Source organism: Scopulibacillus darangshiensis (assembly GCF_004341035.1).
Taxonomy (GTDB): Bacteria; Bacillota; Bacilli; order Bacillales; family Sporolactobacillaceae; genus Scopulibacillus; species Scopulibacillus darangshiensis.
In genome coordinates this window covers 118,857-142,959 of sequence record NZ_SLXK01000006.1, presented here as the reverse complement: position 1 = coordinate 142,959, position 24,103 = coordinate 118,857, and the positions used below count along the sequence as shown (strand labels likewise).

Genomic DNA, 24,103 nt, shown 5'->3' with positions numbered 1-24,103 from the left:
TATGACTATTTTGGATGCACTGCCGATTTATTTATTAGTTTTGGTCAGATTAGCAAGTTTTTTTGTCACAATGCCGGTTTTTGCCTACCGGACGATCCCTGGACGGGTAAAGGTCGGTTTGGCTGCTATTCTGGCATTGATTGTGACGACGGCCATATACCATGGTGAGCCTGTTTCACTTAATGCGATGTATCCTTTATTAGTGATAAAGGAAGCTGTTGTAGGTTTGTCAATTGGGTTTGTTGCTGGTTTGTTATTGTATGCTGTCCAGCTTGCAGGGGCATTTATTGACTTGCAAATGGGGTTTGCCATCGCCAATACCATCAACCCTGAAAATGGGGTCACCTCCCCATTAACGGGCCAATATCTCTATATTTTTGCCTTGTTCTTTTTTCTAGGTGTCAACGGCCATCATATGCTCTTGAACGGCATTTTATATAGCTTTAATCTTGTCCCTTTGAATGGGCTTTCTATTCAATTAACCGATGGCGATACCGCTCATTTTGTTGTGACTGTCTTTTTGCAAATGGCAGGCATTGCTTTTCAACTTGCGATGCCGCTGATCGGCTGCCTGTTTCTCGTCGATGTTGCGCTTGGCATTGTTGCGAGAACCGTGCCACAAGTGAATGTCTTTGTCGTTGGCTTGCCGTTAAAAATACTAGTCAGCTTTATCTTGTTGTTAATAGTTTTTCCAATGTTCTTTGTTCTTTTTAAATCAATTTTTGAAGACATGACAGAAGCGATGGTCAGTTATATGAAATTGTTGGGGAGCCCATAAATGCCGCAAATAATGCTTGATATTCAGTATTTTTCCGGGGAAAAGACCGAGAAAGCGACGCCAAAAAAAAGACAGGACAGCCGAGAAAAGGGTCAGGTCGCAAAAAGTGCAGATCTCAGTACTGCTGTTAGTTTACTTGCTATGTTTCTATTATTTATTTTTGCCCTCAGCAGTATGGGGCAAAAGCTTTATCATTTGATGGGGGACATATATGAGCATGACCTGTCCATGCCGCTAAATGAACATAATATCCAGCTTTTCTTTAATGGTGTGGTCAAAAAAGCGGCGATTATTGTCATGCCGGTTCTTTTGGCTGGTCTTATTGTTGGGGTATCAGGTCATGTCATCCAAATCGGCTTTCTCTTTTCATCAGAAGCTATTCAATTTAAACCTGACCGCATCAATCCTCTAAAAGGGTTTAAACGCATCTATTCTTTAAGAGCCATAGTTGAGCTAATGAAGTCAATTCTAAAAATCGGCACAGTGGGCTTTATTACCTTTTTCGTTATCTGGATGAATCGGACTGAAATTATCCTGTCAATGGAAAGACCGCTCGCAGACGGGGTCCGGCTCATAGGGAAAATCACGCTGGAAATGGGATTTAGCGCTTCGATATTCCTAATGTTTCTAGCCATAATGGACTTTATGTACCAAAAATTCGACTTTGAAAAGAATATCAGAATGTCCAAACAAGAGGTTAAGGATGAGTATAAGAAAACGGAAGGGGATCCGCTGATCAAATCCAAGATAAAGGAAAAACAGCGGCAAATGGCAATGAGAAGGATGATGCAAGAGCTCCCTAAAGCCGACGTCGTCATTACCAATCCCACCCATTATGCTGTCGCATTAAAGTACGTGGATGGGAAAATGGATGCACCAGTTGTTTTGGCAAAGGGTGCCGACTATCTCGCTTTGAAAATTCGGGAAATCGCCAATGGCCACGACGTTATGATCGTTGAGAAAAGGCCGCTTGCAAGGGCTCTATATCATCAGCTTGAGATCGGTGATCCTGTACCAGAAAGCTTTTTTAAAGCGGTGGCTGAGATCCTGGCTTACGTTTATAAACTTAAGGGGAAAGCTTGAGCCTGTCAGTGACATAGGAGGGAACCATGAAATTACGGGATTTAATTGTTGTATTTGGCGTTATTTTAATTGTGTTAATGCTCATCATCCCACTGCCGCCAATATTGTTGAGCATTCTGATCATTATAAACATTTCTCTGGCACTCATTGTTTTATTAGTAACAATGAATATGAACGAACCGTTGCAATTTTCAATTTTCCCTTCTTTGCTTTTGCTGCTCACCCTTTTTCGGCTGGGATTGAACGTCTCAACTACGCGGTCCATTCTTGGTAAGGCAGATGCGGGCAAAGTTATTGAAACCTTTGGGGAATTTGTTGTCGGCGGCAACGTGATTGTCGGGTTGGTTGTCTTCCTTATCCTGATTATTATCCAGTTCATCGTTATTACAAAAGGTGCGGAACGGGTTTCCGAAGTTGCGGCTAGATTTACTTTGGATGCGATGCCGGGGAAGCAGATGAGCATTGATGCTGATCTAAATGCCGGGTTAATCGATGAGACCGAGGCCAGGATGCGCAGGGGAAAAATTGAGCAAGAAGCTGATTTTTACGGGGCAATGGATGGAGCGAGTAAATTTGTTAAAGGAGATGCCATTGCCAGCATCATCATTGTGACAATCAATCTTATATTTGGCATGATCATTGGCATGGCCCAGCTTGGGATGGGACTCGCTGATGCAAGTCATCAGTTTACATTATTAAGTGTAGGGGACGGGCTTGTCAGTCAGATTCCGGCTTTGCTTATTTCAACGGCTACAGGTGTTGTTGTTACTCGAGCAGCATCAGATGGAAATTTGGGGCAGGATATCACAAGACAGCTGACAGCCTATCCTGTCATGTTGTTTGTTGCCGGGGGGGGTTATCCTCCTTTTAGGGTTTACACCAATTGGTTTAGTAGTTGCTTTACCGATCGCCACGATTCTTTTTATTGGCGGCTACCTCCTTGTCAGATCCAATTCTAATAGGGAAGTGATAGACGCAGGGCTTGAGGAACAGGTTGAAGAAGAAGCATTCAAAAGTACCGAAAGTGTTATTGATCTACTACAAATGGATGTCGTCGAGTTCGAATTCGGGTATGCTCTTGTCCCGCTTGCAGATGCCAACCAGGGAGGGGATCTGCTTGATCGTATTGTCATGATTCGCAGACAGCTTGCTATTGAGATGGGTCTCGTTCTCCCAGTTGTTCGTATCCGGGATAATATCCAGCTTGAGCCGAATGCCTACCGGTTCAAAATTAAAGGGAGCGAAGTAGCAAGCGGTGAACTCCTTTTTGATCATTACCTGGCAATGAGTCCTGGTGTTGACGATGAAACAATTCAAGGCGTAGAGACCAATGAACCTGCTTTTGGATTACCAGCATTGTGGATAAACGAAGAGACGAAGGAAAAGGCTGAGCTGGCAGGCTATACAGTTGTCGATCCGCCATCAGTTGTCTCTACTCATTTGACCGAAATTCTTAGAAAGCATGGCTTTGAACTACTAGGAAGACAAGAAACCAAACAGCTTGTAGATCATTTAAAAGAAAGGTATCCGACACTTGTTGAAGAAGTCACGCCGGACCCTTTAAGCATTGGTGATATCCAAAAGGTGCTTGTCAACCTTTTGCGTGAAAATCTGTCGATTAGAAACCTGCCTATGATCTTTGAAACGTTAGCGGACTATGGTCAATTAACAAGGGATACCGATTTATTAACGGAGTATGTCAGACAGTCTTTATCAAGACAAATAACACAATCATTTGTAAAAGATAATCAGGTTCTTAGGGTTATCACTTTAGGTCCTGATCTGGAAAAGAAAATGGCAGAATCCATACAGAAGACAGAACACGGGAATTATCTGGCTATGGGTACTGACGATACACAAGCCTTCTTGGAGAAGGTTGCCGGTCATGTTGAGCAGTGGGCGGCTGTGGAGGAAGATCCGGTTATTCTATGTTCACCTGCGGTTCGGATGTATGCGCGCCAGCTGCTGGAACGCTATTTTCCAAAGGTTGCGGTATTGTCATATAACGAATTGGAAGCCTATGTTGAAGTTCAAAGCATCGGAGTGGTGAATGCTGCATGAAAATAAAGAAAATCATCGCTCCAATTTACCAATCAGGGAGCTGATACGATGTGGATATGAATCAGTATATGGATGTGTTTATTGAAGAAGGCAGGGAGCATTTGCAACATTTAAATGCAAAAATGCTTGAATTGGAAGCAAATCCCGAGGATCTGGCAGTCGTTAATGACATTTTCCGTTCAGCCCATACCCTGAAAGGGATGGCGGGTTCAATGGGGTTTGATGTGATGGTTGATTTGACTCACAAAATGGAAAATGTCCTGGATGCTTTCCGCAATGGGCAAAGCGGTGTCACAACAGTGGCTATTGACGTCTTATTTGAAGCGGTTGATCACCTGGAAGCGATGGTGGAGCAAATTACAAACGGTGAATCGGATATGCCTTGTGTCTCAGCAACTGTACATAAATTAAAGGAATTAGAGAATGGCCAGCCATCATCCGAAGAGAAGTCGCAAAAGCAAAATGTAACGAATAAGGGAACCGACATAAGCGATTTTGAGCGCGCTGCAGTTGATCAAGCCATCGAACGGGGGTGGCAGGTCTATCACATTATGGTGACTTTAGATGAAGGGTGTCTGCTTAAAGCGGCCCGTGCCTTAATGGTTTTCAATGCTATCGAGGAGATTGGGGAAATCATTAAATCCGAACCTGGGACAACCCGGCTTGAAGAAGGGGATTTTGATATAGCTTTCAGTCTGCTTTTTGTGACACAAAAAGATTCAGACACTATAAAAGGCAAAATATTAAATGTGTCAGAAGTCGTTAGTGTCGATCTTATTGGTATTGGTGCCGGGGGTGAAGAAGCTGAAAAAAAGGCTGTGGACAAAAATAACAAATCTAAGACATCGGGAAGCAAAACGATCCGTGTTAACCTTGCGCGTCTAGACCATTTGTTAAATCTGTTTGAAGAGCTGATTATAGACCGTGGTCAATTAGAAAAAATATCACAATCAATGGATCATACCGAATTAAAGGAATCGGTAGATAAAATGATGAGGGTGTCCAATCAGTTGCAAGAAACGATTCTTAACTTAAGAATGGAACCGATTGAGCACGTCTTTAATCGATTCCCGAGAATGGTTAGAAGTCTTTCAAAAGAATTGAATAAAATGGTTAATTTAGTGATTACCGGGGCGGATACAGAAATAGACAGGACGGTTATTGATGAAATTGGCGACCCAATTGTTCATTTGCTTAGAAACTCTTTAGATCATGGCATTGAGACGCCCCAACTAAGAAGGGTTCAAGGGAAGGACGAAGAGGGAAAAATCATCCTGCGTGCCTTTCACAGCGGCAATTATGTCTACATTGAAATAGAGGATGACGGCGGCGGAATTAATAAGGAAACGATTTTAACTAAAGCCATTGAAAAAGGTGTGATAGCTGAGGCTGATCGTCAACAATTAAGTGAGTCGGACATTTTTGATCTCATGTTTGCATCAGGCTTTAGCACCGCTGATTACATATCGGACATTTCTGGACGTGGTGTCGGACTGGATGTTGTGAAAAGCAAAATTGTATCACTTGGCGGACGGGTTACTGTTAAGTCCGAGTTAAATGAGGGAACGACATTTACGATCAAGCTGCCGCTTACCCTTTCCATTATTAACGCCATGATGATTAGAGTTGGTAATGAGAGCTATGCGATTCCGATTTCCTCGATCGTAGAAACGGCTTTATTAAGACAGGTCAAACGGCGCCATATCAATAAACGGGAATTTATGACTTTTCGAAATAAAGTCATTCCGGTCATTGACCTTTGCAAGCATTTATGTGTCCCCAACTCTTCTGCTAGACCAGTAAATAAAGGGGCGGTCATCATCACGAATAATGGTAAAGGGCTTACAGCACTTATTGCTGATGAATTATTAGGCCACCAGGATATTGTTATAAAACCGCTCGGAAATTATTTGGGAAGTGTAAAGGGAATCTCTGGTGCGACGATCACGGGGGATGGCAAAGTGGCTCTGATATTAGATTGCCAGACAATCGAATGATGACTACGGGAGGCTAAAAAGGTGAATAATAGCGAGGTAAAGGTGATTGTATTTCATTTAAATAATGAAACTTACGGCGTGCCTATTAAGCAGGTTATCTCAATCGAGAGGATGCAGCATATTACTCGGGTGCCGCATATTAGTGATGTTGTCAAAGGGGTCATGAATTTAAGAGGCGCGATTATCCCGGTTATTGATATGCAAAAACGATTTAAAATGGGTGAGGGTAAAGAGATCGGGGAAACGAGGATTATCATCGTTGAATCAGATGATATAACTGTTGGTCTTATGGTGGACAAAGCGAATGTTGTCGCGGAGATTCAAAGCGAAGCCATTGGAGAAACGCCTGAAATAGTTGGAGGTCTTGAAGCAGAATACATTATTGGCATTGCAAAATGGCAGAACGATGACCTGTTAATTCTATTAAACTTGCAGCGGGTTCTTACAAATGAGGAACTGGAAATTGTAAAACAAATCGAGGTGTAGTCTGTGCCTGAAATAAACGGTGAGTTCGTATTTTTACCCGATCCGGGAGCGTTGACACACATTTTTAATTTAATAGAGGGAAAATCATGAACCGCACAATAGAGATGGTTAGGGTGGGGCTTTCGGAAATTGGGATGGCATCTTCACGGCAGTCGCTAAAAACCTTCGGACTCGGTTCGTGCGTTGGGGTCATCCTATACCATTCAGGACTTAAAAAGGCGGGGATGGCGCACATTATGCTGCCAGAAGCGGCGATGGCAAAAAACAATGCTTTTCCTTCTGGTAAATTTGCTGACACAGCGGTGCCTGAATTGCTTTTACAATTTAGTCAATGCGGAGTTGATAAATCTGAATTGAAAGCAAAAATGGCGGGCGGGGCTGAAATGTTCAAGGGAAAGGTGAGAACTGCGGGAGCTGGCATCGGCCCTAGAAACGTTAAGGCGGTGAAAAAAGCGTTGGAGTGCCATGGTGTTCCGCTAATCTCAGAAGAGACCGGTGGGCATCACGGCCGGACAATTGAATTTTTTACAGAGTCATCCAGTCTACTTATCAGAACCATTAAAGGTGAAAAAATGATTTGACTATCAAGTGAGGGAGGAGAGGGTCGGGCATGTCACGAATAGCTTCAGACGAAGAAAAGGTATATTGGCATCGATGGATCAAGGGCAGAAATCAAGAAGCTGCAGATTACCTGATACAATTATATATGCCCCTTGTCCATTATCATGTCAAACGGATCAGCGCCAGTTTACCCAAAAGTATCAGTTCGGATGATCTGATAAGTCATGGGTTATACGGACTGTATGATGCTTTGGAGAAATTCGATGAGTCCCGTGAGCTGAAATTTGATACATACGCATCGTTCCGTATAAGAGGGGCGATCATTGACGGTTTGCGAAAAGAGGATTGGATGCCGAGGTCATTGCGTGAAAGGTGTAAAAAGATTGAAGCGGCAATTGAGAAGCTTGAGCAAAAGTACATGCGAAATGTTACATTAGACGAGGTAGCAGAAGAGCTTGATTTGCCGACAAATGCCATTTGTGCCGCTGTCTCTGAGGGGATTTATGCGAACGTGTTGTCATTGGACGATGAAATAGGACATGACAGAGGTGATCAGCTAGTTCAGGGGATTGAAGACAGAAATGTCGTTCACCCCGATGAGAGTCTCGTTAAAGATGAAGAATATCAAGAACTTGCTATGGAAATTGCACATTTAAATGAGAAAGAACAGCTTGTTATTAGTTTGTTTTATAATGAAGAATTGACTCTAACCGAAATTGGCTATATTTTGAACTTGTCGACATCAAGAATATCGCAAATTCACTCAAAGGCTATTTTTAAGCTGCGCAAATTTTTAACACCAGAAGGTATTGTTAACTGAATGGGCTTACCTTCAGAAATGCGGGGAGAGAGCATGTTAATCGCATTAATATTTCTAAGTTTTATTTTAAACCTTGCTGCGTTTTATCTCATTTTCCTTCTTTTTCAAAGATTAAAGGCGGTTGAAAATGAGAGCCCACAAAATGTGAAACGGGAAATTGAAGAATTAATGACAGCTTATCTTGCTGACTTGGGAGAAGAAAATGATGCACTAGTTGCGAGGTTGAAAGAACAGATTAGCCCGACCAACAGTGATGCATGGTTTCCGCATGTGGATGATATCGTGGATAAATTTGAGGAACCTTTATTATCAAAGGCGGTTAAACTGCAGCAAAAGGGTTATAATGTAACGGACATCGCAAAAGAGTTAGACAAAGGTGAAGGTGAAATTGAGCTTTTACTCAAATTCAACAAAAATGTCCATCTTTAAATCTTGTCAACACAAAAGGTTTATGGTATATTTACCGATGGTGTCTATCACTCACGTTCGTTAATTTGTGTGCAGGTGCTCGCTTTAGAAAGTGAGTCGTTCATGAAAATGATACGAACGGCGGAAAAAAACCAATTTAGGAGGAAACAAAATGGCAGTTATTTCAATGAAACAACTTTTGGAATCAGGTGTTCACTTCGGCCACCAAACACGTCGTTGGAACCCAAAAATGAAGCCTTATATCTTTACTGAAAGAAACGGGATCTATATTATCGATCTCCAAAAAACAGTTAAGAAAGTTGAAGAGGCCTTCAATTTTGTAAGAAACATTGCAGCTGACGGAGGCAAAATTCTTTTCGTCGGCACGAAAAAACAAGCTCAAGAGTCAGTAAAAGCTGAAGCTGAGCGTTCTGGTATGTACTTTGTCAACCAACGCTGGTTAGGCGGAACATTGACAAACTTCGAAACGATCAGAAAGCGGATTAATCGTCTCAAAGAAATTGAAAGAATGCGTGAAGACGGGACGTTCGAAGTGCTTCCTAAGAAAGAAGTTGTCGGTCTTAATAAAGAACTTGAACGGCTTGAAAAATTCTTAGGCGGTATTAAAGAAATGGAAAGTCTTCCAGATGCTTTATTCGTTATCGACCCTCGCAAAGAGAGAATCGCTATCGCTGAAGCTCGTAAATTAAATATTCCAATTATCGCGATTGTGGATACCAACTGTGACCCTGATGAAGTCGATGTTGTGATCCCTGGTAACGACGATGCCATTCGCGCTGTAAAGCTTCTGACAGGAAAAATGGCCGATGCCGTTTTAGAGGCTAACCAAGGTGAAGAAAATGCGCCGGTTGCTGAAGAAGAAGTAGCAGTTGAAGCTGAATAATAACGGATTAATAGGGTGATAAGGGGTTGTGACCCTTTATCACTTTTTTTCAACAAATAAATAACAAAAACAAACTTTTATACATAATAAGGAGGAAATAACATTGGCAATAAGCGCAAAACTTGTTAAAGAACTACGTGAAAAAACGGGTGCAGGCATGATGGACTGCAAAAAAGTATTAACTGAAACAGACGGTGATATTGAAAAAGCGATTGACCTTCTAAGAGAAAAAGGTGTGGCAAAAGCTGCTAAAAAAGCTGATCGTGTCGCTGCAGAAGGCTTGGCTCAAATTAAGGTTGAAGGTAATAAAGCAGTCATCGTTGAAGTGAACTCTGAGACGGATTTCGTTGCCAAAAATGAGCAGTTCATCACACTAATTGACACAGTTGCTGCGAATTTATTAGCGAATAACCCTGCTTCTGTTGATGAAGCCTTAGAACAAAAGCTTAATGGAACTGAAAAAACAGTGAGTGAATTTATTAATGAGGCTATCGCAAAAATTGGGGAAAAGATCTCACTTCGCCGCTTCACAGTGCTTGAAAAAGGAGACAATGAAGCTTTTGGTGCCTATCTTCATATGGGAGGACGGATCGCGGTTCTTACCCAAGCTGAAGGTAATGATGAAAATGTGGCAAAAGATGTTGCCATGCACATCGCTGCTGTTAACCCTAGATATCTCTCTCGTGAGCAGGTTTCTGAGGAAGAGGTCGCGCACGAAAGGGAAGTGCTTAAGCAGCAAGCCTTGAATGAAGGCAAACCTGAAAATATCGTTGAAAAAATGGTTGAAGGGCGTCTTAATAAGTTCTTCCAAGAAATTTGTCTGGTTGAACAGCCTTTTGTTAAAGACCCTGACATGAAAGTTAAAAAGTACCTTGCTGATAAAGGTTCTGCTATCAAAGGCTTTGTCCGCTATGAGGTCGGTGAAGGGTTGGAGAAACGCGCTGATAACTTCGCAGAAGAAGTTCAAGCGCAAATGAAAAAATAGAACGAAAAGGCATAAAAGCGTAATAAAGGGACACGAATTTGCGTGTCCCTATTTTACAGATAGAGAATCATCTTAATAGAGAGCGAAGGTGAGAACATGTCATCAGAAGCAAAATACAAACGGGTCATTCTTAAACTTAGTGGAGAGGCATTAGCTGGAGAGACGGGTTTTGGGATTGACCCTACGATTATCCAATCCATTTCTGCACAAATAAAAGAAGTTGTGGAATTAGGCGTTGAAGTCGCTGTAGTCGTTGGAGCCGGCAACATTTGGAGAGGGAAGGTCGGCAGTGAAATGGGGATGGACAGAGCGACCGCCGATTATATGGGAATGCTCGCAACTGTCATGAATGCTCTTGCTCTTCAAGATAGTTTGGAAACAATGGAGGTAGGGACGCGTGTCCAGACATCCATTGAAATGCGCCAAGTAGCGGAGCCCTACATCCGCAGGAGATCGATTCGCCACTTGGAAAAAAAGCGCGTTGTCATTTTTGCCGCAGGCACAGGCAACCCATATTTCTCAACTGATACAACCGCGGCCTTGCGTGCGGCCGAAATCGAAGCAGAAGTGATTCTGATGGCAAAGAATAATGTCGACGGTGTATACTCTGCTGATCCTAAAGTTGACACAAGCGCTAAGAAGTACCAACAAATATCCTATCTTGATGTTTTAAATGAAGGACTTGCTGTGATGGATTCAACAGCATCATCCCTATGTATGGATAATGATATACCGCTTATTGTTTTCTCTATAACAGAACCTGGCAATATCAAAAGAGCCGTTTTAGGCGAAAAAATTGGAACAGTTGTAAGGGGGAAATAACATAATGGCAAATCAAATTATCAATGACACAACTGAAAGAATGGAAAAGGCTGTTGGTTCATTAAAAAGAGAATTAGCGACGGTACGGGCGGGAAGAGCAAATCCTTCCCTTTTGGATAAAGTTCAAGTCGAATACTATGGTGCACCGACACCGCTTAATCAGCTCGCGACTATCACGACTCCTGAGGCGCGCCTTCTGCTAATTCAACCTTATGACAAATCAGCAATAGGGGACATGGAAAGGGCTATCCTTATGTCTGATCTCGGCATTACACCAACGAATGATGGTGATGTAATCCGCATTGCGATTCCGGCACTGACGGAAGAGCGCCGGGCAGAGCTTGCCAAAGTTGTCAAGAAGGTTGCAGAGGAAGCAAAAGTCGCTGTTCGTAATGTTCGCCGCGATGCTAACGATCAGCTGAAAAAGTCACAAAAAGACGGTGATCTAACTGAAGATGACCTTCGCGGGCTAACTGAAGATGTCCAAAAACTTACAGATCAAAATATTAAACATATTGATGACATTGCGGCAAACAAAGAAAAGGAAATCATGGAAGTTTGATTGATTTCCGTGTAAAATAATTATATTGCCCTCTGATAAAGGGGGCTTTTTTGTTAAATCTTAACCTGGGGGAAGAATGATGCTTGAGAGGTTTTCCTTTAAAAGCGCAAAACAAAAAGAAAATCATGATGAGCCATGGACGGGAGAACTTAACATTCCAAAGCATATTGCTATTATTATGGACGGCAATGGCAGGTGGGCAAAAAAACGCGGGCTCCCAAGGATAGCGGGCCATAGGGAAGGCATGAAAACGGTTAAAAAAATTGTCAGGGAAGCTGATAGCATCGGTGTCGAAGTGCTGACACTCTATGCATTTTCAACGGAAAATTGGAAACGTCCCAAAGATGAAGTGGCGTTTTTGATGAAATTACCTGAACAATTTTTAACAACGTATTTAACAGAGCTTGTAGAAAAAAATGTACAGGTGCGTGTTATGGGAGATACCACTCAGCTTCCTTCACATACATTTAAGGCTGTTACTGAGGCGATCGAACGAACGGAAGATAATGATGGCATGATTTTGAATTTTGCTTTGAATTATGGCAGCCGTTATGAGATTGTCTCCGCTGTGCGACAAATCGCCGATGATATTCAATCGGGTCAATTGACGGCGGATGACGTATGTGAGGACATCATATCGGACTATTTACTAACCAAGGCCTTACCTGACCCTGATTTGTTAATAAGAACAAGCGGTGAAATCCGGCTCAGTAATTTCATGTTATGGCAGCTTGCTTATACTGAGCTGTGGTTTACCGATGTTTATTGGCCTGACTTCAGCGAACAGCATTTACGCGATGCCATTAAGCATTTTAGCAGGCGCGGCCGGCGGTTTGGCGGAGTGAAAGGGTAGGAGGATCACATGAAACAAAGAATATTGACGGGCGTCGCGGCGGGTGCGCTCTTTATCTTATTTATCTTAATTGGTTCAGTGCCGTTTGCATTATTCATTGGACTGATCGCCGCGATTGCCTATTTCGAGCTGGTTGTTATGAAGGGGATTTCAGCCATGTCAATTCCGGCAATCTCAGGCGGGATCTATGTGTTTATATTTGTCGTAGAAGCAGCCTTGCCCGGGATTGCAAACTATGTCCCTTACATGCAATTAACCGCTATATTGATCATCATAACCTTGCTTTATATGGTGTTTTCAAAGAACACGTTTAATTTTGATGAAGCAGCACATCTCTTTTTTTCAGCCTTTTACATAGGACTGGCCTTCAACCTGTTTGTTAACCTTCGTTACTTGCCTGGGGTTGGTTTGGAATTTGTCTTTTTTATCATCATCCTAATGTGGTCCACTGACAGCGGCGCTTATTTTGTCGGCCGCAAATTCGGCAAAAGGAAACTTGCTCCGAATATCAGCCCAAATAAGACTGTCGAAGGCATGATAGGCGGTATAGTGATTGCGCTGATTGCCGCGTTTATTTTTGAAGCAGTTGTACCGCATCCACTCTTTCATTCTTCTTGGGGACTGTTAGTCGTTGTTACTCTCATTATTTCTATTTTTGGACAGCTTGGTGATTTAGCGGAGTCTGCCATCAAACGTTTTTACGGTGTGAAGGATTCCGGCCGAATTCTACCTGGTCATGGAGGGTTGCTTGATCGGTTTGACAGCTTGATTTTTATATTGCCAATCCTTTTTGTCCTTAATGTGATTGGTTAATGGAAGGAATGTCATGATGAAACATATCAGTTTACTTGGAGCCACAGGTTCAATAGGTGAACAAACTTTGGAAGTGGTTCGCCTGCACCCCGAAGCTTTTCAAATCACTGCCATGTCATTCGGGCAAAACGTTGAAAAGGGTTTAAAAGCTATTAATGAGTTCAAACCAAAACTCGTGGCGGTAAAAAATGACGATGTTAAGAAAGAGCTAGAGCAGGCTATGACGAGCAAGGATATTAGCATTGTGTCAGGTTTGGAAGGCCTTATTGAAGCTGCTGTATATCCCGACTCAGATATGACCGTGAATGCAGTCTTAGGAAGCATTGGTTTGGAACCAACGCTCGCGGCAATTGAAGCCCGTAAGTCGATTGGAATAGCAAACAAAGAAACATTGGTCACTGCCGGCCATATAGTTATGGAAAAAGCGAAGGAGCACGGTGTGCAACTTCTGCCGATAGACAGTGAGCACTCGGCGATTCTTCAATCACTTCAAGGTCATAACCTAGAAGATGTTTCAAGGTTGATTTTGACTGCCTCAGGCGGCAGCTTCCGGGATCGAACGAAGGCGGAGCTTGAAAATGTCACAATTGACGATGCATTAAACCACCCCAACTGGTCAATGGGCGCGAAGATTACAATCGATTCCGCCACATTGATGAATAAGGGTTTGGAAGTTATTGAAGCCCATTGGCTGTTTGATATGCCATATGAAAAAATTGATGTTGTATTGCACAAAGAAAGCATTGTCCATTCACTTGTTGAATATCATGATAAAAGCGTGATTGCACAGTTGGGATCTCCGGATATGAAGGGACCCATACAATACGCTTTATCCTATCCAGAAAGACTTGAACTTGCCTCCGCAAAAAGGTTAAACTTATGGGAAGCAGGGTCGCTTCATTTTGAAAAAGTGGACATGGACCGCTTTCACAGCCTAGCGCTTGCCTATGAGGCCGGTATCACCGGCGGCTCTATGCCGACAGTGCTAAATGCAGCAAACGAAGCGGCGGTTCATCACTTTCTGGAAGGAAGAATTCGGTTCTTGGAGATTGAAGAATTCGTTGAACAAGCACTTCAAAAGCACCAGGTTATCCCATTTCCAGATCTTCAAACTATTCAAGAGGTGGACAGAGCGACCCGCAGGTTTGTTAACGAACGCATTATAACGTCATAGATCAACCGAGGTGGTTACAAGGTGGAAACGTTTATTTCTGTCGTCATTATATTTGGACTGCTGATTTCCTTTCATGAATTTGGGCATTTGCTGCTCGCTAAGAGAGCGGGTATACTTTGCCGGGAATTTGCCATTGGCTTTGGTCCAAAGCTTTTTTCCATAAAAAAGGGTGAAACGGTCTATACTTTAAGGTTATTGCCAATCGGCGGTTTTGTGAGGATGGCGGGAGAGGATCCAGAGATTATTGAAATCAAACCAGGGCACCGTGTTGGGTTGATGTTTAACAACGCTGGGTTGGTTAATAAGATTATCATTAACAAAACAGCTAAGTACCCGCAAGCCAAAATGGTCACTGTTGAACATGCTGATCTCGAAAAGGACTTGCTTATTAAAGGGTATGAACAGGAAGATGGCGAACTAATTAGCTATCCTTTGGATCGTAAAGCGGACTATGTTGTCGATGAACAAGGCTACCAAATAGCCCCGCTGGACCGCCAATTCGGTTCCAAATCATTGCTTGATCGGTTCCTTGCAATATTCGCCGGGCCGTTTATGAATTTTCTGTTGGCTTTCATCGTCTTCATCATCTACTTTTCCATTCAAGGTGTCCCCTCGGATGCTCCGAAACTGGGAAAACTTGTACAGGGTGATCCGGCTGCAAAAGCAGGGCTGCATCAAGGTGACCGCGTAATCAAAATCGATGATCACACGATTGACTCCTGGAAGGATATCATGATTTATGTCAATCAACATCCAAGTGAGGAACTGTCATTTACAATAGAACGTAATAATCATATCCGCCATGTTGATGTCACAACGAATGAACGAAAAAGCCCCGAAGGCGGAAAAGAGGGTTTTATGGGGGTTTACGCTCCAACCGAAGAATCGTTTATAGGTACTATAAAAGGCGGAGTTACTCAAACTTATTTCTTTATTAAACAAGAGCTTATAGGCATTAAAATGCTTGTGACAGGTGCTGTGGGATTGGATCAATTGGCAGGTCCTGTTGGTATTTATAATATAACAGGCAAGGTCGTGAACCAAGGCTTTCTGTTACTGCTCAATTGGACAGCAGTATTAAGCATTAATCTCGGTATCATTAATTTGCTGCCATTGCCGGCGTTGGACGGGGGACGGATTCTTTTCTTAATTGTGGAAGGATTAAGAGGCAAGCCTGTTGATCCGCAGCGGGAAACCCTTGTTCACTTTATCGGTTTTGCTCTGTTAATGCTGTTAATGATTGTCGTCACATGGAATGATATACAAAAGATTTTTCTGCAATAGACAACCATATATTTATTAAGGATGAATGGGGTGCTCTGGATGAAACAAAGTCAATTGCTGATTCCAACAATGAAAGAAACACCATCTGATGCCGAGTCTGTGAGCCATCAATTATTGCTTCGGGCAGGCTATATAAGACAAAATGCGGCAGGCATTTATTCTTATTTGCCACTTGGTTTTATCGTTCTGCAAAAAATCGAAGAGATTATCAGAGAAGAGATGAATGCGACCGGTGCCCAAGAATTGCTAATGCCGGCCATCCAGCCCGCAGAGCTTTGGCATGAAACTGGCCGCTGGAACGTTTATGGCCCCGAGTTAATGAGATTAAAGGATCGACATGGGCGAGACTTTGCATTAGGGGCAACGCATGAAGAATTAATAACCAGTCTGGTCCGTGATGAATTAAACTCATACAAAAAGCTGCCGATGACTCTCTATCAAATCCAAACAAAATATCGGGATGAAAGGCGTCCGCGATTCGGATTATTGCGCGGCCGTGAGTTTATCATGAAGGATGCTTATTCCTTCCATGATAAATCGGAAAGCCTTGATGAACGTTACCAAATGATGTATGACGCCTATTCCAGAGTATTTGAACGGTGCGGTCTTAATTTCAGAGCAGTCATTGCTGATTCAGGCGCTATGGGAGGGAAAGATACCCATGAGTTCCATGCTTTGGCTTCCATTGGTGAAGACACTATAGCCTACTCGGATGAATCAGACTATGCCGCTAACACTGAAATGGCGGAAGTTTTGCCTCCTGATGCTGATTTTACTGCTGATGCAGAGGTCCAGGCTGCTTTTTTCAGAGCAAATGATGATACCATCGCCGTGTATTATCTTAAAGGTGATGAGGTCAATGATGTTAAGGTCAAGAATGTTTTAGGTGTGGAGATCCTGGAGGCACTGACTGATGAAGAGATTCAGGAACTTCAGTTTGATCCACTGAATCCTAGTGATCACATAAAAGTTATGGCGGATCAGTGGGTTGAAGTTATTTCCAACGGTTCCCTTTTTGTCGGGGAAGGTCAAAAGCGTTATAATGATATTAACTTTGGACAAGACTTGCATATAAAACATTTTCATGATCTGCGGTTTATCAAGGAAGGCGATCCTTCCCCTGACGGACGCGGCTGGATTAAATTCGCAAGAGGTATTGAAATTGGACAAGTTTTCAAGCTTGGTACAAGATACAGTGAAGCCATGAATGCTGTTTTCCTTGATGAACAGGGAAAGAGTAAGCCGCTAATTATGGGCTGCTACGGGATCGGTGTTTCAAGAACGTTATCGGCTGTTGCCGAGCAATATCATGACGAAAAAGGGTTGACATGGCCGAACGCCTTAGCGCCTTATAAGATTCATATTATTCCTGTTAATGTCAAGAATGATGAACAGCTGACACTTGCGGAACAGCTGCATCTGCAGCTTGGTGACAAGTGGGACGTGCTTTTAGATGATCGGAAAGAGCGCGCCGGTGTCAAATTTGCTGACGCGGACCTTATCGGCTGCCCGGTCAGGATAACGGTCGGCAAAAGAGCTGGAGAAGGGTATATTGAAGTTAAGATCAGAAAGACCGGTGACATGCTGGAATGTCATATTGATGAGTTAAATAGTGTTATAGAAGCACAAATGCACGATTAAACAAACGGATGGTGCCTCAATATTAATGGGGTGCCATTTTCTTTAGCAACTTAAGTAACGGGAGGAGAAAAACCGTGGTTGAAGGAAAAACAAAACAAGACCGCTTTATGATTCTTCTCAATCAAATTCAAGCCCCTGAAGAAATCATTGACAAATATATGCAAAATGGTGTGATCGAACGATTGACAGTTCATCAAGAAGAACGCAAATGGCATTTTTCTTTTTTGCTTGAGTCGCCTTTGCCTGTCCATGTGTACCAATGGCTGCAAAAGCAGCTTGTTTCACACTTTCACCATATCGCGGCCATCACCTTTTCAATCAATACCCGCGAATCACGTTTTGATGAACAGCTTATCCTCGGCTATTGGCAAATGATCACAGAACAAATGACAGATTTGTCGCCTTCGTTAAAAGGCTTAATCAAGAAACAGCAACCTTCATTCGAAGAAAGAAAAATGATTCTTTCGGTACAAAATGACACCGAAGCTGTCATTTTAAAAAGGAAGATACCTTCTCTCAACGACCATTTGCAGACGTGCGGTCTATCGACGGTAGAAATGGATGTCAGAATTGAAGCGTCGGATCAAGCCTATCAACAGTTTGTCAAACAAAGGGAAGAAGAAGACAAAAAGAAAGTGATAGAAGCGGTGATTGAGCAGGAGCGCAAGAGAGAACAGCAGGAAGCTGAGGACTCTGGCAAGCCGTTTGCAGTTGGTTATGACATTAAGGACGACCCTATCCCGCTAAGTCATATTGAAGATGAAGAGCGGCGGGTTACCATTCAGGGTTATGTTTTCGATGCAGAAACCCGTGAATTAAGAAGCGGGCGCACACTGTTGCTCTTTAAGGTGACCGATTATACGAATTCTATGCACGTCAAAACCTTTTCAAGGGACAAGGATGATGTTCATAAGCTGACGGGCTTAAAAAAGGGTATGTGGGTGAAGGTTCGCGGTGGTGTGCAAAATGATACCTTTGTTCGCGATCTTGTCATGATCGGCAATGACATTCAGGAAATCCTCCCGAACAAAAAATTGGATCAGGCACCAGAGGGTGAAAAACGTGTCGAATTACATGCTCATACAGCAATGAGTCAAATGGATGCGGTCCTTACGGCAGGCGATTTGGTAGCACGGGCGAAAGAATGGGGACATCAAGCGATTGCGATAACGGATCACGCTGTTGTTCAGTCTTATCCTGAGGCTTATTCAGCAGGAAAGAAGCATGGTGTAAAAATATTGTATGGCTTGGAGGCAAATCTTGTCGATGACGGCGTGCCGATCGCGTACAATGAACAGCATCGAAAGCTTGCGGATGATACTTACGTTGTTTTCGATGTGGAAACAACCGGGTTATCGGCTGTCTATCATAAAATTATCGAACTTGCAGCTGTAAAGGTTAAAGGCGGGGAAATTATCGATCGCTTTGAAGCTTTTGCGAATCCACATCAATCCTTATCACAAACGACTATTGAATTAACTGGGATCACAGATGATATGGTTCAGGATGCCCCGGATATAGATGTCGTTTTAAAGGATTTTTACGAGTTTTCGGGTGATGGTGTGCTTGTGGCACATAACGCAAGCTTTGATATGGGGTTTTTGAACATCGGTTATGAAAGAATCGGCTATGAAAAGGCCAAAAATCCAGTTATAGACACGTTAGAACTAGGCCGATTTTTGTACCCCGATATGAAAAATCATCGTTTAAATACGTTATGTAAAACCTTTAACATTGAGCTTACCCAGCATCACAGAGCTATTTATGATGCCGAGGCTACCGGTTATTTGATGTGGAAAATGCTGACGGATGCTGAGGAGAAGGGAATTTTATTTCACGATCAGCTGAATGACAATATGGGACAAGGCAGCTTTGAACGGGTCAGACCTAGCCACATTATATTATTGGCCAAAAATCAAGCAGGGTTGAAAAATCTGTATAAACTTGTATCGTTATCACACCTTCAATATTTTTACAGAGTGCCTAGAATTCCGCGGTCACAATTAGGAAAATATCGTGAAGGTCTCATCATCGGTTCGGGCTGTGATAAAGGTGAAGTGTTTGAAGCAATGATGCAAAAGTCCCCGGATGAAGCTGAGGAGGTCGCCAAATTTTATGATTACATTGAAATTCAGCCACCGGAAAACTATGCTCATCTCATCGAAAAAGACCTTGTTAACGATGAATTATCACTTAGACAAATCATCAGTAATTTGACAAAGCTTGGCGAAAAGTTGAAGAAACCTGTAGTTGCCACCGGAAATGTTCATTATCTTGATGAACATGAACATCTCTACCGGAAAATCCTTGTAGCATCACAAGCCGGAAATCCGCTTAATCGCCAAACACAACCTAAAGTACATTTTAGAACAACAGATGAGATGCTTGCTAGCCTGAAATTTCTAGGTGAAGAAAAGGCAAAAGAAGTCGTCGTGACGAACACGCATCACATTGCCGATCTGGTTGATGAGACTATAGCTCCTGTGCCCGATGACCTTTATACACCAAAAATTGAAGGTGCAGATGACGAAGTAAGGGATATGAGCTATGATGAAGCGCGGAGCAGATATGGAAATAACCTGCCTGATCTCGTCGAAAAGCGTTTAGAGAAAGAGTTAAACAGCATTATCGGCCACGGCTTTGCGGTCATCTATCTAATATCTCATAAACTTGTAAAGAAATCTTTGATCGATGGTTATTTGGTAGGCTCAAGGGGATCAGTCGGTTCGTCATTTGTTGCAACGATGATGGACATAACTGAAGTTAACCCGCTGCCGCCGCATTATGTCTGTCCTGAATGCCATCACTCAGAATTTTTCACGGACGGGTCCGTCGCCTGCGGATTTGACTTGCCTGATAAGGTCTGCTCTGAATGCGGCGCTGACTATACAAAAGACGGACATGATATTCCCTTTGAAACATTTCTTGGTTTTAAAGGGGACAAAGTGCCTGATATTGATTTGAATTTCTCAGGAGAATATCAGCCTGTCGCACATAATTATACGAAAGAACTGTTCGGTGAGGACAAAGTTTACCGGGCAGGCACAATAGGTACTGTTGCTGATAAGACAGCTTTCGGTTTCGTCAAGGGTTATGAAGGGGATATCAATGCCCACTTCCGCGGCGCTGAAATTGACCGTTTGGCATCAGGATGTACGGGAGTCAAAAGGACAACGGGGCAGCATCCCGGCGGTATCATTGTTGTGCCGGATTACATGGATATTTACGACTTTACGCCTGTCCAATTCCCTGCAGATGACAAAACAAGCGAATGGCGGACGACACATTTTGACTTCCACTCTATTCATGATAACTTATTAAAACTGGATATCCTCGGGCACGATGATCCGACTGTTATTAGGATGCTTCAAGATCTAAGCGGTATGGATCCAAAGACGATTCCAACTGATGATGCCGCGGTCATGAAGATCTTCAGCTCAACTGAATCGCTTGGTGTCAATCAGGAACAAATCCGCTGCAAAACAGGAACACTCGGTATTCCGGAATTTGGAACGCGCTTTGTCAGGCAAATGCTTGAAGACACGAAACCAACGACTTTTGCTGAACTTGTGCAAATCTCAGGTCTTTCCCACGGTACAGATGTTTGGCTTGGGAACGCTCAAGAATTAATTAATAATGGGACTTGTGTCCTTAAGGATGTTATCGGGTGTCGTGATGACATCATGGTATATCTCATGCATAAGGGATTAGAGCCGTCTTTGGCCTTTAAAATTATGGAATTTGTCCGTAAAGGAAAGGGTTTGCAGGCTGAGTGGATTGAGGAAATGAAGAAACACAATGTGCCGGATTGGTATATTGGATCCTGTCTTAAAATCAAATATATGTTCCCAAAAGCCCATGCAACGGCTTACGTGCTTATGGCCGTAAGAATCGCTTATTTTAAGGTGCATCACCCGATTCTTTTCTATGCCACATACTTTTCTGTTAGAGCCGATGACTTCGATATCGATGTCATGAGGCGGGGCGCAAATGCCATTCGGGCAAAAATAGAAGACATAGAAAAAAAAGGTCTCGATGCTTCACCGAAAGAAAAGAACCTTTTGGTTGTCCTTGAATTGGCACTTGAAATGTGTGAACGCGGGTTCCGGTTTCAGTCTATTGATTTATATCGATCAGAAGCAGCGGAATTTATCGTTGAAGATGATTCATTGATTCCGCCGTTCAATGCTTTACCAGGCGTTGGTACGAATGCAGCGATAAATATTGTAAAGGCGAGGGAAAACGGTGAATTCTTATCCAAAGAGGATTTGCAAAAGCGTGCAAAACTTTCCAAAACCGTTGTGGAATATTTAGATCAGCATGGTTGTTTGGAGGGTTTGCCTGATGCAAACCAATTGTCTCTCTTTTAAGTTCATGTGCCACAAGGTAAAAGTTGCCTTTCCTAAGGGGTTATGATATATTATATTTGGAAATACTAGTGAATAGGTCGTTTGCAAAGAGTGGGATTTTCCCACTCTTTCGTTTTCGTTTGAAAGGAGGCTTGAAATGGCTAGTAAAATTTCGGAGTTAACAAAAGAGCTCGCAGCCCCGATACTCGAGGAGCTTGATTTGGAATTAGTCGACGTGGAGTATGTAAAGGAAGGCCAAAATTGGTTTTTACGCGTCTTTATTGATTCGCCGGCAGGTGTCGATTTAGATACATGTGCTCAAGTGAGCGAAAGACTCAGTGATAAATTGGATGAGGATGATCCGGTAAGTGACGCCTACTTCCTCGAAGTTTCCTCACCCGGCGCTGAACGGCCTTTAAAAGGAAAGGCAGATTACAAGAAAGCGATAGATAAAAATGTTCGAGTGACGACGTACGAGCCAATTAACGGTGAAAAGGCTTTTGAGGGCAAGCTCGTTCAGGCCGAAGACAATGAAATGACACTTGCGATCAAAAAGAAGACAAAAATGGAAACGGTGGTTATTCCTTACGAAAAGATTGCGAGTGCACGGCTTGCGATCATTTTTTAAGTTAAATTAATCCACTTTGTAATGAGTACATCGGCAACCTACGTTGCCCGAAAAAGGGGAGAATAAGAAAAATGAGCAGTGATCTGTTAGATGCTATTTCAGCGCTTGAAAAAGACAAGGGCATTAGCAAGGATATTCTGATTGAGGCGTTGGAAGCCGCTCTCATTTCCGCTTATAAGAGAAATTTTAATCAAGCGCAAAACGTCAGGATCGATATTAACGAAGGGCTGGGACAAATTAAGGTATTCGCCCGAAAGGATGTTGTCGAAGCGGTTGAAGACCCAAGGCTGCAAATTTCTTTGGAACAAGCAAAGGACATTAACCCGCAATTTGATTTGGACGACGTTGTTGAAATTGAGGTCACACCAAAAAATTTCGGCCGCATTGCGGCGCAAACTGCAAAACAAGTCGTTACTCAACGAGTCCGTGAAGCGGAACGCGGTGTTATTTATTCAGAGTTTATTGACCGTGAAGACGATATAATGACAGGGATTGTGCAACGGATTGATCATCGCTTCATCTATGTGGATTTAGGACGGGTTGAAGCGCTTTTACCATTATCCGAGCAAATGCCTAACGAACAATATCATCCACATGACCGTATTAAGGTCTACATTACCAAAGTTGAAAATACAACAAAAGGTCCTTCTGTTATGGTCTCCAGAACCCATCCCGGATTATTAAAAAGACTTTTTGAACTTGAAGTACCGGAAATTTATGATGGCACGGTGGAAGTGAAATCCATTGCACGTGAAGCAGGCGACCGTTCAAAAATTGCTGTTCACGCTGAAGATCCTGAGGTTGATCCGGTTGGCTCGTGTGTCGGTCAAAAGGGCTCCAGGGTCCAAGCAATTGTTAATGAACTGAAGGGCGAAAAGATCGATATTGTCCGCTGGTCTCTTGATCCGGTCGAATATGTTGCCAATGCCTTAAGTCCCTCGAAGGTTGTAAAGGTACTAGTGAATGAGGAAGAAAAAGCAACGACAGTTGTTGTGCCTGATTATCAACTCTCCTTGGCCATTGGCAAAAGGGGCCAAAATGCCCGGCTTGCAGCCAAATTAACCGGCTGGAAGATCGATATTAAAAGTGAAACGGATGCTGAAGAGCAAGGCATGCTTGATGAGGATTACGAGTTGCCTGGAAGCGGTATAGGCTTAAGGGATGAAGAGCCGACTGAAGAAGTAACTACAGAAGAAGAATCTGATGTCGGCCGGCATGACGATGATACAGAGTCCGCAGTATTAGATGAACAGCCCGAAACTGAAGCGTCAAATGACAAAGAGGAATAGGGTGGTAGTAGCATGAAACAACGAAAAATACCAATGCGAAAGTGCATTGCCTGCGGAGATTCTGAGGAAAAAAAGTCGCTGTTTCGGATCGTGCGATCACCGGAAGGAGAGGTATCGCTCGATTTAACCGGCAAGAAAAATGGGAGAGGCGCCTATTTATCAAAGAAGAAAGAATGCGTTGAGAAGGCTCGTCAAAAGAATTTGCTTTCACGCCAATTGCAAACACCAATTCCGGATGATGTGTTTGAAGATATGCTTAAGCTTGTAGAGGAGCAGTCATAATAAATGTCAAATAGCAAATGGCACTCATTTCTTGGGCTCGCCCAACGTGCCGGCAAGGTCGTTTCGGGAGAGGAAACCGTTATGCGCGTTGTTCGGCAGAAAAAAGCAATTATTGTCATCCTTTCTGAAGACGCATCTGAACGTACAAAGAAAACAATTACCAATAAATGTGCCTACTATCAGATCCCGCTCAGGACCGTTCCAAATCGCGAAGAGCTTGGTCATGCGATCGGCCAGCCTTCCCGCGTTTTAGCAGCGGTGACTGATACAGGTTTAGGCAATAAATTGATCGCTTTGTTTGATCAATCATTTCGGGGGTGAAC

The 24,103-nt window shown here is 43.0% G+C and carries 21 protein-coding genes and 1 pseudogene; all 22 read left to right on the top strand.

Annotation, left to right across the window (positions count from 1 at the left end):
* The first annotated feature begins 1 nt into the window (after position 1).
* On the top strand, positions 2-778 hold the full coding sequence (gene fliR, locus EV207_RS06695; RefSeq protein WP_132744929.1) for a flagellar biosynthetic protein FliR: 777 nt from the start codon (positions 2-4) through the stop codon (positions 776-778).
* Positions 779-1,861, top strand: coding sequence for a flagellar biosynthesis protein FlhB (gene flhB, locus EV207_RS06690; protein WP_132744927.1), 1,083 nt, complete (start codon positions 779-781; stop codon positions 1,859-1,861). It abuts the gene before it with no gap.
* Positions 1,862-1,887: 26 nt separating this feature from the next.
* Positions 1,888-3,922 (top strand): annotated as a pseudogene (gene flhA / locus EV207_RS06685) (flagellar biosynthesis protein FlhA).
* 56 nt (positions 3,923-3,978) lie between these two features.
* Positions 3,979-5,919 (top strand): chemotaxis protein CheA, encoded by a 1,941-nt coding sequence (locus EV207_RS06680; protein WP_341539794.1) that lies wholly within the window; start codon positions 3,979-3,981, stop codon positions 5,917-5,919.
* Positions 5,920-5,940: 21 nt separating this feature from the next.
* Positions 5,941-6,405 carry a chemotaxis protein CheW gene (locus EV207_RS06675; RefSeq protein ID WP_132744923.1) on the top strand — a complete coding sequence of 155 codons (465 nt, stop codon included), beginning with the start codon at positions 5,941-5,943 and terminating at the stop codon, positions 6,403-6,405.
* 86 nt (positions 6,406-6,491) lie between these two features.
* Positions 6,492-6,986 (top strand): chemotaxis protein CheD, encoded by a 495-nt coding sequence (locus EV207_RS06670; protein ID WP_243646970.1) that lies wholly within the window; start codon positions 6,492-6,494, stop codon positions 6,984-6,986.
* Between the two features lie 29 nt (positions 6,987-7,015).
* Positions 7,016-7,786 (top strand): FliA/WhiG family RNA polymerase sigma factor, encoded by a 771-nt coding sequence (locus tag EV207_RS06665; protein ID WP_132744921.1) that lies wholly within the window; start codon positions 7,016-7,018, stop codon positions 7,784-7,786.
* 33 nt (positions 7,787-7,819) lie between these two features.
* Positions 7,820-8,215: a hypothetical protein gene (locus EV207_RS06660; protein WP_132744919.1), complete on the top strand. Its 396-nt coding sequence runs from the start codon at positions 7,820-7,822 to the stop codon at positions 8,213-8,215.
* A 151-nt stretch (positions 8,216-8,366) separates the two neighbouring features.
* Entirely contained in the window at positions 8,367-9,098 is a 732-nt protein-coding gene (gene rpsB / locus EV207_RS06655) for a 30S ribosomal protein S2 (protein WP_132744917.1), read from the top strand.
* 103 nt (positions 9,099-9,201) lie between these two features.
* Positions 9,202-10,083 carry a translation elongation factor Ts gene (tsf, locus tag EV207_RS06650; protein WP_132744915.1) on the top strand — a complete coding sequence of 294 codons (882 nt, stop codon included), beginning with the start codon at positions 9,202-9,204 and terminating at the stop codon, positions 10,081-10,083.
* 96 nt (positions 10,084-10,179) lie between these two features.
* Positions 10,180-10,905 carry a UMP kinase gene (gene pyrH, locus EV207_RS06645; protein WP_132744913.1) on the top strand — a complete coding sequence of 242 codons (726 nt, stop codon included), beginning with the start codon at positions 10,180-10,182 and terminating at the stop codon, positions 10,903-10,905.
* A 4-nt stretch (positions 10,906-10,909) separates the two neighbouring features.
* Positions 10,910-11,467 (top strand): ribosome recycling factor, encoded by a 558-nt coding sequence (gene frr / locus EV207_RS06640; protein ID WP_132744911.1) that lies wholly within the window; start codon positions 10,910-10,912, stop codon positions 11,465-11,467.
* 79 nt (positions 11,468-11,546) lie between these two features.
* Positions 11,547-12,320 (top strand): isoprenyl transferase, encoded by a 774-nt coding sequence (locus EV207_RS06635; RefSeq protein WP_132744980.1) that lies wholly within the window; start codon positions 11,547-11,549, stop codon positions 12,318-12,320.
* A 9-nt stretch (positions 12,321-12,329) separates the two neighbouring features.
* Complete coding sequence (locus EV207_RS06630) at positions 12,330-13,133, top strand: phosphatidate cytidylyltransferase (RefSeq protein ID WP_132744909.1); 804 nt, start codon at positions 12,330-12,332, stop codon at positions 13,131-13,133.
* Between the two features lie 16 nt (positions 13,134-13,149).
* Positions 13,150-14,307 carry a 1-deoxy-D-xylulose-5-phosphate reductoisomerase gene (dxr, locus tag EV207_RS06625; protein WP_132744977.1) on the top strand — a complete coding sequence of 386 codons (1,158 nt, stop codon included), beginning with the start codon at positions 13,150-13,152 and terminating at the stop codon, positions 14,305-14,307.
* A gap of 21 nt (positions 14,308-14,328) precedes the next feature.
* Entirely contained in the window at positions 14,329-15,591 is a 1,263-nt protein-coding gene (rseP, locus tag EV207_RS06620; RefSeq protein ID WP_132744908.1) for an RIP metalloprotease RseP, read from the top strand.
* A 39-nt stretch (positions 15,592-15,630) separates the two neighbouring features.
* Entirely contained in the window at positions 15,631-17,232 is a 1,602-nt protein-coding gene (gene proS / locus EV207_RS06615) for a proline--tRNA ligase (RefSeq protein ID WP_132744906.1), read from the top strand.
* A 74-nt stretch (positions 17,233-17,306) separates the two neighbouring features.
* Entirely contained in the window at positions 17,307-21,602 is a 4,296-nt protein-coding gene (locus EV207_RS06610; protein WP_279389176.1) for a PolC-type DNA polymerase III, read from the top strand.
* A 136-nt stretch (positions 21,603-21,738) separates the two neighbouring features.
* The gene (rimP, locus tag EV207_RS06605; protein ID WP_132744904.1) at positions 21,739-22,209 is read left to right on the top strand and encodes a ribosome maturation factor RimP; all 471 of its coding nucleotides are present in this window, start codon (positions 21,739-21,741) and stop codon (positions 22,207-22,209) included.
* A gap of 71 nt (positions 22,210-22,280) precedes the next feature.
* Positions 22,281-23,498 carry a transcription termination factor NusA gene (nusA, locus tag EV207_RS06600; protein ID WP_132744902.1) on the top strand — a complete coding sequence of 406 codons (1,218 nt, stop codon included), beginning with the start codon at positions 22,281-22,283 and terminating at the stop codon, positions 23,496-23,498.
* A 12-nt stretch (positions 23,499-23,510) separates the two neighbouring features.
* Positions 23,511-23,780 (top strand): RNase P modulator RnpM, encoded by a 270-nt coding sequence (rnpM, locus tag EV207_RS06595; RefSeq protein WP_132744900.1) that lies wholly within the window; start codon positions 23,511-23,513, stop codon positions 23,778-23,780.
* 3 nt (positions 23,781-23,783) lie between these two features.
* A complete protein-coding gene (locus EV207_RS06590; RefSeq protein ID WP_132744898.1) occupies positions 23,784-24,101 on the top strand; it encodes a YlxQ family RNA-binding protein in 318 nt (105 codons plus the stop codon).
* Positions 24,102-24,103 lie beyond the last annotated feature (2 nt).